The sequence below is a fragment of the Kiloniellales bacterium genome (assembly GCA_030064845.1).
Taxonomy (GTDB): domain Bacteria; phylum Pseudomonadota; class Alphaproteobacteria; order Kiloniellales; family JAKSDN01; genus JASJEC01.
The window spans coordinates 90,994-105,899 of sequence record JASJEC010000008.1 but is presented as its reverse complement, the minus strand read 5'-3'; the positions used below and the strand labels follow the sequence as shown (position 1 = coordinate 105,899).

General features: G+C 67.3%; 14 protein-coding genes and 1 tRNA gene. 9 read left to right on the top strand and 6 right to left on the bottom strand.

The window, feature by feature from the left end; translation table 11 throughout:
* Positions 1-20: 20 nt before the first annotated feature.
* Positions 21-1,364: an ABC transporter substrate-binding protein gene (locus tag QNJ67_05020; GenBank protein MDJ0608317.1), complete on the bottom strand. Its 1,344-nt coding sequence runs from the start codon at positions 1,362-1,364 to the stop codon at positions 21-23.
* Between the two features lie 339 nt (positions 1,365-1,703).
* Here QNJ67_05020 and QNJ67_05015 point away from each other — a divergent pair, with 339 nt between their 5' ends.
* Together QNJ67_05015 and QNJ67_05010 are read left to right on the top strand one after the other, a co-directional pair.
* On the top strand, positions 1,704-2,222 hold the full coding sequence (locus tag QNJ67_05015; GenBank protein MDJ0608316.1) for a GNAT family N-acetyltransferase: 519 nt from the start codon (positions 1,704-1,706) through the stop codon (positions 2,220-2,222).
* Between the two features lie 95 nt (positions 2,223-2,317).
* Positions 2,318-3,205, top strand: coding sequence for an alpha/beta hydrolase (locus QNJ67_05010; GenBank protein ID MDJ0608315.1), 888 nt, complete (start codon positions 2,318-2,320; stop codon positions 3,203-3,205).
* Between the two features lie 17 nt (positions 3,206-3,222).
* Here the strand turns inward: QNJ67_05010 and QNJ67_05005 are convergent, their stop codons facing one another.
* The 3 genes from QNJ67_05005 to QNJ67_04995 all read right to left on the bottom strand — a co-directional run bounded on the left by QNJ67_05005 (position 3,223) and on the right by QNJ67_04995 (position 5,647).
* Positions 3,223-3,879, bottom strand: a complete 657-nt coding sequence (locus QNJ67_05005) for a 3-oxoacid CoA-transferase subunit B (GenBank protein MDJ0608314.1) — start codon at positions 3,877-3,879, stop codon at positions 3,223-3,225.
* Positions 3,879-4,532 (bottom strand): 3-oxoacid CoA-transferase subunit A, encoded by a 654-nt coding sequence (locus tag QNJ67_05000; GenBank protein ID MDJ0608313.1) that lies wholly within the window; start codon positions 4,530-4,532, stop codon positions 3,879-3,881. The genes QNJ67_05005 and QNJ67_05000 overlap by 1 nt, the downstream gene beginning before the upstream one ends.
* A 143-nt stretch (positions 4,533-4,675) precedes the next feature.
* Complete coding sequence (locus QNJ67_04995) at positions 4,676-5,647, bottom strand: HD domain-containing protein (GenBank protein MDJ0608312.1); 972 nt, start codon at positions 5,645-5,647, stop codon at positions 4,676-4,678.
* Positions 5,648-5,889: 242 nt separating this feature from the next.
* Between QNJ67_04995 and fabI the strand changes: the two genes are divergently transcribed.
* Positions 5,890-6,693 carry an enoyl-ACP reductase FabI gene (gene fabI / locus QNJ67_04990; protein MDJ0608311.1) on the top strand — a complete coding sequence of 268 codons (804 nt, stop codon included), beginning with the start codon at positions 5,890-5,892 and terminating at the stop codon, positions 6,691-6,693.
* A gap of 48 nt (positions 6,694-6,741) precedes the next feature.
* Positions 6,742-7,935: an acetate/propionate family kinase gene (locus tag QNJ67_04985; GenBank protein ID MDJ0608310.1), complete on the top strand. Its 1,194-nt coding sequence runs from the start codon at positions 6,742-6,744 to the stop codon at positions 7,933-7,935.
* A 16-nt stretch (positions 7,936-7,951) separates the two neighbouring features.
* On the opposite strand, the gene QNJ67_04980 is transcribed toward QNJ67_04985, so the two are convergent.
* Positions 7,952-8,329, bottom strand: coding sequence for a hypothetical protein (locus tag QNJ67_04980; GenBank protein ID MDJ0608309.1), 378 nt, complete (start codon positions 8,327-8,329; stop codon positions 7,952-7,954).
* Positions 8,330-8,526: 197 nt separating this feature from the next.
* Here QNJ67_04980 and QNJ67_04975 point away from each other — a divergent pair, with 197 nt between their 5' ends.
* Positions 8,527-9,534, top strand: coding sequence for an AI-2E family transporter (locus tag QNJ67_04975; GenBank protein ID MDJ0608308.1), 1,008 nt, complete (start codon positions 8,527-8,529; stop codon positions 9,532-9,534).
* A gap of 233 nt (positions 9,535-9,767) precedes the next feature.
* On the opposite strand, the gene QNJ67_04970 is transcribed toward QNJ67_04975, so the two are convergent.
* Positions 9,768-9,857, bottom strand: a tRNA-Ser gene (locus QNJ67_04970).
* 154 nt (positions 9,858-10,011) lie between these two features.
* Here QNJ67_04970 and QNJ67_04965 point away from each other — a divergent pair.
* From QNJ67_04965 to hemN, 4 genes are all read left to right on the top strand, one after another.
* Positions 10,012-10,971 (top strand): dihydrodipicolinate synthase family protein, encoded by a 960-nt coding sequence (locus QNJ67_04965; protein MDJ0608307.1) that lies wholly within the window; start codon positions 10,012-10,014, stop codon positions 10,969-10,971.
* 248 nt (positions 10,972-11,219) lie between these two features.
* Positions 11,220-12,911 (top strand): magnesium-protoporphyrin IX monomethyl ester anaerobic oxidative cyclase, encoded by a 1,692-nt coding sequence (bchE, locus tag QNJ67_04960; protein MDJ0608306.1) that lies wholly within the window; start codon positions 11,220-11,222, stop codon positions 12,909-12,911.
* Positions 12,912-12,915: 4 nt separating this feature from the next.
* Entirely contained in the window at positions 12,916-13,551 is a 636-nt protein-coding gene (gene bchJ / locus QNJ67_04955; GenBank protein MDJ0608305.1) for a bacteriochlorophyll 4-vinyl reductase, read from the top strand.
* Positions 13,536-14,885, top strand: coding sequence for an oxygen-independent coproporphyrinogen III oxidase (gene hemN / locus QNJ67_04950; protein ID MDJ0608304.1), 1,350 nt, complete (start codon positions 13,536-13,538; stop codon positions 14,883-14,885). The genes bchJ and hemN overlap by 16 nt, the downstream gene beginning before the upstream one ends.
* Positions 14,886-14,906 lie beyond the last annotated feature (21 nt).

The following is a 14,906-nucleotide window of genomic DNA, read 5'->3' as shown; positions in this document are numbered from 1 at the left end:
GGCGTGTGAGCCCGGCCCCCTTAGACAGCGCCCCTTTCCCGCCATTTCCTGAAGATCCGCTCGGCTTCCCGGTTGCACTGACTGAGCGCGTCTTCGGGGCTCATGTCGCCTCGTGCGGCCTGGGCGAACATCGTCGAGATGAGCCAGCTGGTGAAGATCTCGTCCTCTGCGGCATTCGCGAAGCCGGGATAGCCCAGGTTGGTGACCCAGCGGGAAACATCCTCGAAGACTTTGTACTTGTCCGCCGGGTTCGCCTTGGGATCGTTGGCGATGAGATCCGGCAGATCGGGGACCATGCGCGGAAAACAGGGAAAGTTGTAGAACTGGCTGGCCCGGAACACCTCGCCGGAGTGGCCGATGTAATCCACCAGGAACTGCTGCGCGCCCTCTATGTTGTCAGCGAACTTCCAGATCACGTAGACATCGATCAGGTGGTGAAGCCCGATCCGGCGGACCGGCCCGCGGGCCGCCTTGGCCAGCCAGATTCTGTCCGCCACGGGAATGCTCTGGTTCTCGCCGGTACGGGTGATCGATATTGCGTTGACCGCCAGCGACCCGCGGCTTGCCAGCATCTGGCGGTTGTTCGATGAGGGGTCCCAGGTAAAGACCTCGTCGGTCATCGCCTCTTGATAGAGCGCCTTGGCGAATTTCAGGGATTCGAGGGTTTCGCGGGAATTGAGCGCCAGGTTGCCTGACTCGTCCTGGATCGAGGAACCGAACGAGGCCATCAGCGAGCGCAGGGCCATGTTGGTATCCAGTTCGGGCGCGAGGCCCAGACCGACCGGGATGCCGTGCCGCTTCTTGATCTTGCGGCCGCCGACCCTGATGTCGTCCCAGCTATCGGGATACATGCCGACATCGTCCCAGAGATCCTTGCGGTAGTTGACCGGATCGGGGACGTAGCTGTCGGAAAAGCCGTAGTACTTGTCCGTCTTCGGGTTGTAGGTGCTCTTGACCGCCAGCTCTACCGGCTTGCCGTAACGGCGCTCGCACTCTTCGTAGATCTCCCGGTGATCGATGACATGCTCCTCGTAGCTCGGCGGCGGGCTCAGGAACATGCAGAGGTCGTGACCTTTCTGGGCGGCGACCTCGGCGGCCGCGCGGCTGTTCAGGCTGGTCATGCCGACATTGTCGACGATGACTTCCGTGTCGTTACGACGGCCCCAGTCCTTGACGTAGACCTCGTTGAACCAGCGGTCGAACTCGGGCACGAAGTGATTCCATTGCAGGATCTTCAGGGTCCGTCGGGATGAACCACGCGCCTGGCGCGGTGCCAGAATGGCCGGCGCAAGACCTGCCGTGAGCGCAGCACTGCCCGCCGTCTTTATCAGTTGTCGCCGCGAGCTTTTCTTCGATTCGGTCATGAGCTTCTCTTTTCCAGTCTTGCGGCGCGATCCAGCGATTGCCGCAGAGAGCGATTGATTCCGTGTCGAGGAGTAGCAGGATGATCTTTTAGTATTATAAACGATAGTATTGTAATACTAAATTATTTGTATTAAAAACGGCTTAATCTATACTTTCGTACAACATCACGATATTGACCCAACGTGGGCGTTACCGAGCATTTCTCTGGGTGCCGCGACAGTATGAAGCGCCCGGCGCCGGCTGTCATAGATCCACCATAGCGCGCGCTGTATTCTGAGGCGCAGAATGCAGAGAAGGCTGGTCAGCCTGTGACGTCGAAGACGCTCCGCGAGGGATCAATGACGGCAGAAAGAAAGTTCACGACGCGAAGCGGCCGCCGCATGCGGCTTCGGCCGATACAACCCGACGACGCGGCGGCGCTGCAGCGCGCCTATGCGCGTCTCGACGTGCGTGACAAGCGCGCCAGGCTCTTCGTGCCGGTGCCCCAACTGACCGACGAGACCGCCCAGCGTTTCTGCACGATCGACGAGGACCACGAGCTCTGCTTCGTCCTCGAGGCGGATGACGAGCCGGGCGAGATCATGGGCGGCGGCCGCCTGATGGGCGCGCCGGCGAGCGACTCGGCGGAGTTCGCCGTGTCGCTCCGCTCCGACCTCAAGGGACAGGGTCTCGGCACGGCGCTCTTGAAGACCCTGCTCGAGGTGGCGCCGGAGAGGGGATTCAAGACCGTCTGGGGCTCGATCCTGGCCGACAACCATGCCATGCGGGCGCTCGCCGAGAAGCTCGGATTCCAGGTCCGCCGGGATCCGGACGATCCCAGCCTGGTCATGGCGACGATCGATGTGTCCCGCGCCTAGAGCGGAGCGCTTCGGTCTCGGGATGCACCTTGGCACCTTCGGGCCCGCCGAGTAAGACAGGGGCGGATATCGATCGCTTGCACGGGGGGTCCCAGGTGCAAACCAAGAAACTCTCTCTCGAGGGGCCGTACGCCGGTCTCGAACTGGCCTATACCGAGTGGGGTCGTCCCCAGGCCGAACATGTCGTCGTCTGCGTTCACGGCCTCACGCGCAATGCCCGCGATTTCGACTTCCTGGCCGCCGCGCTGGCGGAGCGAGGCGCGCGGGTCTACGCGGTCGACGTGGTCGGCCGCGGGGCCAGCACCTGGCTCGGCGACCCGGAAGGCTATGCCTTGCCGAACTACGCCGGCCAGCTCAGGCAGTTCATGGAGTTGTTGGAGCTCCCGGCCATCGACTGGATCGGCACCTCCATGGGCGGGCTCATCGGCATGGTCCTGGCCGCCGCGGAGAACGCACCGATCCGGCGCCTCGTCCTGAACGACGTCGGCCCCTTCATCCCCGAGCCTGCGCTGAAGCAGATCCAGAGCTATCTTTCCCTCGACATCGTCTTCGCCGATCTCGACGAGGCCGAGCGGCATCTGCGCAACATTCACGCGCCCTTCGGGCCGCTGACCGCCGCGCAGTGGCGCCATCTGGCGCTGCACAGCGTGCGCGAGACCGGCGAGGGTCTGCGGCTCAACTACGATCCCGCGATCCGCCGGAAGTTCGTCGAAGTGGCCGCCGGCGACATCGACCTCTGGGAGCTGTGGGACGCGGTCAGCTGCCCAACCTTTCTGATTCGCGGCATGGAGAGCGCGCTGGTCTCCGCCGAGACCGCGGCCGAGATGGGTCAACGCGGCCCCAAGGCCACCGTGACCGCGGTACCCGACGTCGGCCATGCGCCGGCGCTGATGTCCCGCGATCAGATCTCCACGATCGAGCGCTGGCTGGAACTGACACCGGCCCAGCAGACCGCCACCGTGCCGGCCGGCTCCGGCAGCTGAGGCAGGCGCCGGCCGTTCTAGCCGGCCAGAGCCATCTCGGGCACCTCGCCCGGCACGATCAGTTCCGCGTCCGTGACCGCGCGAATCTCGTCGACCGTGACGCCCGGGCCTCGTTCCATCAGCACGAGGCCTTCGTCGCTCGGCTCGATCACGGCCATGTCCGTCACGATCAGGCTGACCGGCCGGACCGATGTCAGCGGCAGAGAGCATTCCCGGACGATCTTGGCGCGCCCCTTGTGGCTGTGGATCATCGCGACGATGACCCGCTTGGCGCCGGAGACCAGGTCCATGGCGCCGCCCATGCCGGGCACCATCTTGCCCGGGATCACCCAGTTTGCGAGGCGGCCCGACTGATCGACCTCGAGCCCGCCGAGCACCGTCATGTCGAGATGGCCGCCGCGGATCAGGCCGAAGGACATGGCGCTGTCGAACGCGACGGCGCCGGGCAGCGCGGTGATGAAGGCGCCGCCGGCGTCGGTCAGGTTCGGGTCCTCCATGCCCTCGGGCGGCCGGGCCCCCATGCCGATCAGGCCGTTCTCCGACTGGAAGTAGACCGTGATGCCCTCGGGCACGTGGTTGGTGACCTGGGTCGGCAGCCCGATGCCTAGGTTGACCAGCATGCCGTCGCGCAGTTCCTGCGCGACCCGCCTGACGATGATTTCCTTGCCGTCCATCATGCCCCCCGCGAAATCAGGTAGTCGACCAGGATGCCCGGCACCACGACGCCGTCCGGCGGGATCACGCCGAGCGGCACGAACATGTCCGGCTCGACGATCACGGTCTCGGCCGCCATGCACATGATCGGGTTGAAGTTCCTGGCGGTCAGCGTGAAGTCGAGATTGCCGTTGTAGTCCGCGCGGTGGGCGCGGACCAGCGCGTAGTCCGCGGCGAGCGGCCGCTCGACCAGGTAGCTCTTACCGTCGAGCTCGAGGGTCTGCCTGCCCTTCGCCGCCTCGGTGCCGAGCCCGGTGGGCGTCAGGACGCCGCCGAGGCCGTAGCCCGCGGCCCGCATGCGTTCCGCCAGCGTACCCTGAGGCACCAGATCGACCTCGATCTCGCCGGAGATCATCTTCTCCTGGGTGACCGGATTGGTCCCGATGTGCGAGGTGATCACCTTGGCGACGCAGCCGGCGTCGATCAGCTTGCCGATGCCGTGGCCGGGCCGCGCGGTGTCGTTGGCGATCACCGTTAGGCCCTTCTTGTTCTGTTCGACCAGGGTCTCCATCAAGCGGGGCGGCGTGCCCACGCCCATGAAGCCGCCGATCATGAGCGACGCGCCGTCGGGGATGCCGGACACCGCCTCCTCGACCGTGATGGGTTTCTTCATCTACCTCTCCTCCCGATCCTCTAGCCGCAATAGAGCGGCGTCAGGGCGCAGGATGCAAGGCGCAACCTTTCCTCATCCGGCGGCCGTGGCAGGAACGACGGGATCTTTCCCCCTGCGCGCGCGGGTCAGCAACTTTCTCGAGCCTAGCCGGTGTCGTCCGCGTAGACCCGGAGATAGCGGCCCTCGGTCTCTATGCCGACGAAGCGCTGATCGAACTCGACGCAGAGACGCTGCGCCATGGCGACGATCGCGTCGGTCGAGTCCGTGCGGACGCGCATGGTCAGCACCGGCCGCCGGACACCCTCGAAGACGCCCTCCGCCTCCTGCATGACAAAACTGGGAAAGCTCGTCTCCATGACCGCCGCGAGGCGGTCCCGGTCCAGCGGCGTTCGGTCGATCTCGGTATTCGCGAGATAGATCAGGTGCACCCGCTGCCCGGCGGTGGCGTCAAGCTGGAAAGCGACGCTCCCGCCGTCGGAGAGCCGCGCGAAGTGCTGCTTCACGCTCGCCTCGGCGCGGTCGGCCTCATCGGCGAACAGCCGGTCCAACTGTGCGTTGGCCCCCGCCAGCGCCTCGTGCATCTCACGGCAGGACTTGATGTACCCGAGGCACCACTCGGCCGGCCAGCCCGCCGGGGGCGACAGCGCGGTGGCACGCAGATTGGAGATCATGTCGGCCAGCTTGATCGTCTTGGCGCCGGGCGACTTGGCCCGCGCGAGCTCCAGGCGCCGGCGCTTGCGCTCCTCCTTGGGGAGGCTCATGTCGTCCGTGTTCTCGGCGACCCAGCCGGCGATCCGGTCGCCGAAGCGGCGCGACAGCTGCTCGAAGGTGACCTTGGTGTCCTCGAGGGTATCGTGCAGCAGGCCGCCGATCACGAGGTCGGTGTCCTCGCCGCCGGTCGCCGCGGCGATCAGGTTTCCGACCTCGATCAGGTGGTTCACGTAGGGCTCCTGGGCCGCCCCCTTGCGCCGCTGGTTGGCGTGGGCGCGGGCCGCGAAATCGAGCGCCGTCATGAGGCGCGAGACCTCCGAACGCACCGTGACGCCGCCCTCGGAGTCGCCTTCGCCGCGCTCGAAGCCCTCCGCCAGCCAGGAAACGTCGGACGGCGTGATCATGTCACCTCCGCCGGCGTCCGCAGCAAAACGGTCGGCATCATTGCCGCCCGCGGCCGCAGGGATTTCAACCAAGACCCTTCGAGACCTGATGCCATATCGACCCTCCCTAAGAACGCATCATAGGACCGTACCCGATGTTTTTTGTGCGCTGCAGCAAAAAAGTGTCGCTCTGTCACATGAATCTCATGTAACACTCGTATTTCCAGGTATCTCAAGGCGGTCAATGGCAGGAGGGCGCGCGGATGAGCAATGATCCGGACATCATCACCTTCGATCCTCAGGCACGTATGCTCGAGGGCAAGAAGGGCGTCGTGCTGGGGGTCGCGAACCGGCAATCGATCGCCTACGGCTGCGCGGCGGCTTTCCGCTTCCTCGGCGCCGAGGTCGCGCTGACCTACCTGAACGACAAGGCCAAGCCTCACGTCCAGCCGATCGCCGAGGAGCTCGAGTCGCCGATCTTCATGCCCTGCAACGTCGAGCAGGAGGGCCAGATGGAGGCCCTCTTCGCGGCCATGGAGGAGCAGTGGGGCAGCATCGACTTTGCCCTGCATTCGATCGCCTTCGCCCCGAAGGAGGACCTGCACGGCCGTCTGGTCGACACCTCGGGACCGGGCTTCGCTCGCGCCATGGACATCTCCTGCCACTCTTTCGTGCGCATGGCCCGCCTCGCCGAGCCGTTGATGCCCGAGGGCGGCACGCTCTTCGCCATGAGCTACTACGGCGCGGAGAAGGTGATCACGAACTACAACGTGATGGGGCCGGTGAAAGCGGCGCTGGAGTGCGCGGTGCGCTATCTCGCCCACGAGCTCGGGCCGAAGAAGATCCGCGTTCATGCCATTTCGCCCGGCCCGATCAAGACGCGCGCCGCCTCGGGGATCAGCGCGTTCGAGGACCTGCTTTCGAGCGCGCAGAGCCGCGCGCCCGCCCAGCAGCTGGTCAGCATCAGGGACGTCGGCATCGCCACCGCCGCCCTGTCGACGCCCGCCGCTCATCTGATCACCGGCAACACGATCTACATCGACGGCGGCTACCACGTGATGGGGTGATGGCACCGATTGAAGAACTCTTCGTGAATGACGCCAGAGGGGGCTCCCATGGGTGATCTCGTTCTCGTTATCAACGCGGGCTCCTCCAGCCTGAAGTTCTCGCTGTTCGAAGCCGGCGCCGAGGGCGATCCCGAGCTGCAGGTCCGCGGACTGGTCGAGGGCATCGGAACGAAGCCGCATTTCACGGCGCGGGATGTCCACGGGGAAAAGCTCGTCGACAGCACCTATGAATCCGGCGGCGGACACCGCGCCGCGATTCAGCGGGTCAGCGACTGGGGCAGCAACTATCTCGGGGACCGAGACATCGACGTGGTCGGCCACCGCGTCGTGCACGGCGGAACCGAGCATCAGGAACCCGTGGTGGTCGACGCCAACGTGATGGAGGCCTTGGAGGCCCTGATTCCTCTCGCCCCCTTGCACCAGCCGCACAACCTCAAGGCCATCGAGGCGATGGCGCTGGCCTATCCCGGCGTCCTGCAGGTCGCCTGCTTCGACACCGCGTTCCATCGCGGACATCCCTGGGTCGCCGACACCTTCGCCCTGCCGCGCGATCTCTATGCCAAGGGGGTCCGCCGCTACGGCTTCCACGGCCTTTCCTACGAGTACATTGCCCGGGAGCTGGGCCGGAGCGCGCCTGCGCTGGCCGAAGGCCGCGTCGTCGTGGCCCACCTGGGCAACGGCGCGAGCTGCTGCGCGATCAAGGCGGGCCGCAGCGTCGACAGCACCATGGGCTTCACCGCGCTCGACGGCCTTCCCATGGGGACCCGTTGCGGCCAGCTCGATCCCGGCGCGCTGCTGCACCTGATCGACGGTCTCGGCATGACGGCGGCGGAAGTCTCCGACCTGCTCTACAAGGAGTCGGGCCTCAAGGGGCTGTCCGGCATCAGCAACGACCTGCGCGAGTTGGGCGCGAGCGGCGCGACCGAGGCGGCCGAAGCGGTCCAGTACTTCACCTACCGGATCCGGCGCGAGGTCGCGGCCCTGGCCGCCGCCCTCGAGGGGATCGACGGGCTCGTCTTCACGGCGGGCATCGGCGAGAACGACCGGGCCGTGCGCCGCGAGGTCTGCCGCGGGCTGGATTGGCTGGGCATCGCGCTCGACGAGGAGGCCAACGAGAAGAACGCCCCGGTCATCTCCCTGCCGGAAAGCCGCGTCGAGGTGCGCGTGGTGCCGACCAACGAAGAGAAGATGATCGCGCTACACGCGCTCCGCGCCAGTGCGTCCGGAGGCCGGACCGCCTGAACAAGGTGCCGTAGAGCTACTCTTGAGGGCTTTCGTTCTCGTCTTGGTGCGTAAGCGTCACCAGGGGCGACATCGCCTCTAGCCAAGGTGCCCAGGCAATCTCGGCCCACCGGCTCCACGCGGCCATGGGTGCCGACCAGCCGCCCAGCCAGGGATTCAACAGCCAGGGGTTCATCGGCCAGGGGTTCATCGGCCAGGGGTTGATCGGCGAGTCGGGGTCGAAGGGCAGCAGCGGCAGGTTTCCCGGCTTCGTCAAACTGCCGAAGACGGCGTCGAATGACGGGACAGCGGTCATGCGGAGCGTGATCGTCTCGGCGTTCTGCTCCGGCAGCTCGCGCCGCGTAATCTCGACGTCCAGGCTGGGCAGCTTGGCCGTTATCTTCGTTTCTTCCATCGATGAGAGTTCCCGCGAAGCCGTGTGGATCGTTCGAATAGCCTAGATCAGATCCGGGTCTGATGAAATCGCGGGAACCGCTGCACGAGACGGCCACGCTGCCGCTTCATGGGTGAACACCGACGCGATCCATCTGAGGGGTCAATCCGGCCCGAACTGTGATATTGAGGGCCGGCTTTCGCGGAACAGGATGTGCCATGACCCGGGCTCTCATTATCACCGCTTGCCTCATCGTCGTCTTCGCGGGAATCAAGGCCGCCGCCACGCTGGTCGTGCCTTTCCTGCTGGCCGTCTTCCTGGGAATAGTCCTGGGGCCGCCCTTCGCCTACATGAAGCAGAAAGGCATCCACGACGCCATCGCGCTCACCGTGATGTTCGCCGCACTGGCGGTGCTCTGTATTCTCGCCGTCACCATCCTGCGCGCGTCGCTGGACCAGTTCGCCGCCGCCCTGCCCGCCTACGAGGCGGGGCTCCGGGCACAGCTCGACGCCCTTTGGAGATGGCTCGCGTCCGTCGGCATCAGCCCGCCGGAGGAGTTCGTCGCGGAGAACCTCGACCCGAACTTCGCCATGCGCTACGCCGGCACGCTGGCCCGGGCCCTCAGCTCGACGCTGGGGCAGGCGATCCTAATCTTCATCGTGGTCGCCTTCATGCTGGTCGAGGCGAGCGGCCTGCACCTGAAGATCCGCGCGATCCCCGGCATCTCCGAGAAGGGCATCGAGGCGCTCGACCGCAACTTCGAGGACGTGCGCCGCTACGTCACCCTGAAGACCTTGATGAGCCTGTTGACCGGCGCGCTGGTCGTGGGCTGGCTCTGGCTCCTGGAGATCGACAACGCGCTCTTCATGGGCCTGCTCGCCTTCTTCCTGAACTTCGTGCCGGCGATCGGCTCGATCGTCGCCGCGGTCCCGGGGGTCATCCTGGCCTTCATCCTGCTCGGGCCCGGGATCGCCGCCGTGACGGCCGTCGGCTACATCGTCATCAACGTCGGCGTCTCCAACGTCATCGAGCCGCGGTTCCTCGGCCAGGGCCTCGGCATCTCCCCGCTGGTCGTCGTCCTGTCGCTGATCTTCTGGGGCTGGCTGCTGGGTCCGCTCGGCATGTTGCTCAGCGTTCCTCTTACCATGGCGGTCAAGGCGGGCCTGGAGACCAGCAATGCCACGCGCCCGGTCGCGGTGCTGCTCGGTCCGCCGCCGAAAGAGTGACGGGGGGCGCGTGGCGGTGGGCGGTCAGAAGTGCTTGGAGAGAGCCCTTCTTCGCTAAAGCTTCGAAGGGCATCCTGCTTCGCTTCTGGGTTCGCAGCAAATCCTGCAAAGCGCGGCGCGCGATGCGACAGAGTGCGCGGGAAAAAGCCCTTCTTCGCTAAAGCTTCGAAGGGCATCCTGCTTCGCTTCTGGGCTCGCAGCCAATCCTGCGAAGCGCGGCGCGCGAAGCAGGATGGCGGAGGGGGTGGGATTCGAACCCACGAGACGGTTTCCCGCCCACACGCGTTCCAGGCGTGCGCCTTAAGCCACTCGGCCACCCCTCCGCGGGCGGCGCGAAACCTAGCCCAGGCGGCGCGGCCGCGCAACGGCGCCGTTTCTTGCCCGATCCGGTGCCGGCCCACCCATGCGGCGAGACGCGGCCGGCGGACTGGGTTATCCTGCGGCCGCGGGACATCCGACCGTGGGAGGAAGGACGAGATGGATTCCACCGTATTCACCGGCTGCATCCCCGCGCTGATGACGCCCTGCGGGGCGGACCGGACGCCGGACTTCGAGGCCCTGGTCCGCAAGGGCCAGGAACTGATCGGGACCGGCATGTCCTCGCTGGTCTACTGCGGCTCCATGGGCGACTGGCCGCTCTTGACCGATGAAGAGCGCCAGGAGGGCGTCGAGCGCCTGGTCGCGGCCGGTCTGCCGGTGATCGTCGGCACCGGGGCGCAGAACCCGGCGCGGGCCGCCGCCCACGCCGCCCACGCCGAGCGGGTCGGCGCCAAGGGGCTGATGGTCATTCCCCGCGTGCTGTCGCGGGGCACCGCGCCCAGCGCCCAGCGGGCCCACTTCGCCGGCGTCCTGGGCGCGGCCCCCGCGCTGCCGGCGGTGATCTACAACAGCCCCTACTACGGCTTCGAGACCCGGGCCGAGCTCTTCTTCGAGCTCCGGCGCGACCACCCGAACCTGATCGGCTTCAAGGAGTTCGGCGGGGCCGAGTCGCTGCGCTACGCGGCCGAGCACATCACCAGCCGGGACGACGACGTCTCGCTCCTGGTCGGGGTCGACACCCAGGTGTTCCACGGCTACGTCAACTGCGGGGCAACCGGGGCGATCACCGGGATCGGTAACGTGCTGCCGCGCGAGATCCTGCACCTGGTCTCGCTGTGCGAGCAGGCGGCCGCCGGCGACGCCGAGGCGCGCACGCGGGCGCGCGAGCTGGACAGCGCGCTGGCCGTGCTGTCGTCCTTCGACGAGGGCCCGGACCTGGTGCTCTACTACAAGCACCTCATGGTCCTGGAGGGCGATGCCGCCTACGCGCTGCACTTCAACGAGAGCGACGCGCTCTCCGCGAGCCAGGCGAACTACGCGGCCCGGCAGCTGCAGCTGTTCAAGGCCTGGTACCGGGGCTGGGTCCAGGAACCGGGCGTCGCGCGGCTGTCCGCCTAGCTGGGGGGCTGAGCAACTTTTGAGTACTTGATCGCGGTCATCCTTCGACAAGGGGGCGTAGGCCCGGCGCTACGCGCGGATGAGGGAGACTGCTTGAAACACCTTGCCCTCACCCTGAGCTTGTCGAAGGGTGACGTTGGGGCAGGACGCCGGCGTTCGGACCCGGCGTCGCCGCGCACAATTTGATTTATGTCAAAGACATTGGACGGCTTTTGTGTCAAATTTACTTGACACAAGGAGAGCCGCTCATGCGCATCGTGCTCGTTCACCCGAACTACCATTCCGGCGGCGCCGAGATCGCCGGCAACTGGCCGCCCGCCTGGGCCGCCTATCTCGCCGGCCACCTTCGCGACGCCGGGTTCGACGACGTCCACTTCATCGACGCGATGACCAACAACGTCGGCGACGACGAGCTGCGCGACCGCCTGGCGGCGCTGCAGCCGGACGTCGTCGGGACGACCGCGATCACGCCGTCGATCTACAAGGCCGAGGACGTGCTGGCCATCGCGCGCGACGTCTGCCCGGGCGCGGTCCGCGTGCTGGGCGGCATCCACGCGACCTTCATGTACAAGCAGGTCCTGTCGGAGGCGCCCTGGATCGACGTCATCGTCAGAGGCGAGGGCGAGGAGATCTTCCGCGCGCTGATCCGCACCATCGACGAAGGCCGCTGGCCGCAGGACCGGGAGAAAATCAAGGGTCTGGCATTCCGCGAAGGCGAGCAGATCGTCGCCACCCAGGCGGCGCCGACGGTCAAGGAGCTCGACGCGATCAACCCGGACTGGTCGATCCTGGAGTGGGAGAAGTACATCTACGTGCCGCTCGGCGCGCGGGTCGCCATCCCCAACATGGCGCGAGGCTGTCCCTTCACCTGCTCGTTCTGTTCCCAGTGGAAGTTCTGGCGCGACTACCGGGTGCGCAACCCGGTCAAGGTGGTCGACGAGATCGAGCGCCTCGTGAACGACTACGGCATCGGCTTCTTCATCCTGGCCGACGAGGAACCGACGATTAACCGCAAGAAGTTCATCCAGTTCTGCGAGGAGCTGATCGCCCGCGACCTGCCCGACAAGGTGAAGTGGGGCATCAATACGCGGGTCACGGACATCATGCGCGACAAGGCCCTGCTGCCGCTCTACCGCAAGGCCGGCCTGGTGCACGTCTCGCTCGGCACCGAGGCGGCGGCCCAGCTGAAGCTCGACCAGTTCAACAAGGAGACGCGGGTCGCCGACAACAGGGAAGCGATCCGGCTGCTCAGGGAGGCCGACATCTTCGTCGAGGCGCAGTTCATCGTCGGCCTCGACAACGAGACGCCGGAGACCCTGGAAGAGACCTTCCAGATGGCCTGGGAATGGCAGCCGGACCTCGCCAACTGGGCCATGTACACGCCCTGGCCCTTCACCTCGCTGTTCCAGGAGCTGAAGGAGAAGGTCGAGGTCTTCGACTTCTCGAAATACAACTTCGTCACGCCGATCATGGCGCCGGCAGCGATGGACCGCGCGACGCTGCTCGACCGGGTCATGCACAACTACCGCCGGTTCTACAGTCGCAAGGCGCTGTTCCACTATCCCTGGCGCGGCACCGGCTTCCGCCGGCGCTATCTGCTGGGCTGCCTGAAAGCTTTTCTCAAGGCCGGCTTCCAGCGGAAGTTCTACGACCTCGGCAAGGTCAACTATTGGGGGCCCCAGTCGAAGTCGAAAGTCGATTTCCATTTCGACCGGACGCGCAAGATCGCGCCGGCGCAGATGGAGGACTGGGAGGCGGCGGCGGACCGTGCGGCCCGCGCCAAGGCCCGGCGCGGGGCGGCCGAGGTCAGGGCCTGCGGCGGCGGCGACCAGCAGCTGCCGGAGAACCTGGCCGCCCCGGTCGCGGCCGAGGTCAGAGCCTGCGGCGGCGGCGACCAGCAGCTGCCGGAGAACCGCGCCGCCCCGGTCGCCGGGGACTAGGGTCTTGGGAGGCGAAGGCGCAGGCCCCGCCGCGGCGGCACCGGCCGCGACGCGCGGACGGGTCGGCCCCAACGCCGTGATCCAGCTCGGCGCGGCGCTCACGGCGCGGGGGCGCACGGAGGCGGAGATGGTCTTCACCCGGGCGGGCTACCTGGAACTGCTCGACGCGGCGCCGGACGAGATGGTCGACGAGGCCGTGCCGGCGGCGCTGTTCCGGGCGCTCTGGCAGGTCCTGCCGGCCGAGTCCGCGCGGCGCGTCGCGGTCGAGGCCGGGCGCCGCACCGCGGACTACGTCATTGCCAACCGGATCCCGGCCGCCGCCCGCCTGGCGCTCCGCCTGGCGCCGCGAGCGCTCGGCGCCAGGCTCCTGCTGCGCGCGATCGAGCGCAACGCCTGGACCTTTGCCGGCTCGGGACGCTGCGAGACCGCGGCCCGGCCGACCTACGCCATCTCGATCGCGGACAATCCCTTGCGGATGCCGGGCTGCGTCTGGCACCGTGCGGTCTTCGCGCGCCTGTTCGACCGGCTGACCGCTCCGGGCGCCGCCGTCGTCCACGCCGCCTGCGGCGGCACCGGCGGCGCCTGCCGTTTCGAGATCCACCTGCCGACGAGTCGAGAGAGACCATGGACGCCAAGCTGAAGAAACACGCGGTTCGCAAGGTCCCGCGCTACACCAGCTACCCGACCGCCCCCCATTTCAGCGAGGCGGTGGGCGCCCGGGACTATGCCGGCTGGCTCGAGGCGCTCGACCCCGCCCAGTCGGTCTCGCTCTATCTGCACGTTCCGTTCTGCCGCCGGGTCTGCTGGTACTGCGGCTGCAACATGAAGCTTGCGTCGCGCGACGCGCCGGTGGCGCAGTACGCCGCGACGCTGACCGACGAGATCGGCCTTGTGGCCGGGCATCTGCCGGGCCGCATGACCGTCTCGCACCTGCACTGGGGCGGCGGCACGCCGACCGCATTGACGCCGGACGACCTCGAGCGGGCCATGGCGGCGGTCGACTCCCATTTCGACATGACGCCCGGCGCCGAGCGCGCCATCGAGAGCGATCCGCGGACGCTGACCAGCGCAATGATCGCGCGGCTCGGACGGCTCGGCTTCAACCGCGCCAGCATCGGGGTGCAGGAGTTCGACGCCAAGGTGCAGGCCGCGATCAACCGCCTGCAGCCGCCGGCCATGGTGTCGAACTGCGTCGAGCGCCTGCGCGAGGCCGGGGTCTCGGCGATCAACTTCGACCTGATCTACGGCCTGCCGCACCAGACCGTCGAGACCCTGCTCGACACCATCCGTCTCTGCGTGGAGATGCGCCCGGACCGGCTCGCGCTCTTCGGCTACGCCCATGTCCCCTGGATGGCCAAGAAGCAGCGCCTGATCGACGAGGCGGCGCTGCCGGGCGCGGCGGCGCGCCTGGCCCAGGCCGAAGCAGCCGCGAAGGCCCTGACCGAGGCCGGCTATGTTGCCATCGGCCTGGACCACTTCGCGCTGCCGAGCGACCCGCTGGCCACCGCGGCCGCGGCGGGAACGCTCCGGCGCAACTTCCAGGGCTACACGACCGACGGCGCCGACACGCTGCTGGGGATCGGCGCGAGCTCGATCGGGCGGACACCGTCCGGCTTCGTCCAGAACATCACGGAGACCGGCGCCTGGGCCCGGGCGGTGGAGGCCGGCGTGCTGCCGGTCGGCAAGGGCCTGGCGCTGACCGGGGAAGACGGTCTGCGCGCCTACGTGATCGAAGCACTGATGTGCCGGGGCGCCGTGGACCTGGACGTGGCGGCGGATCGTTTCGGCGCGCCCCAGGATTGGTACGCCGAAAGCGAGGCCGAGCTGGCGGACTTGGTCGAGGACGGTCTGGTGGTCCGCGACGGCGGACGGATCAGCGTGACCGAAGCGGGCACGCCGCTGGTGCGCGTGGTCGCCTCGGCGTTCGACGCCTACCTCTCCCATCGGCAGGCGCGCCACGCCGCGGCCGTGTGACCGACCGCGCGGCTCGGACAC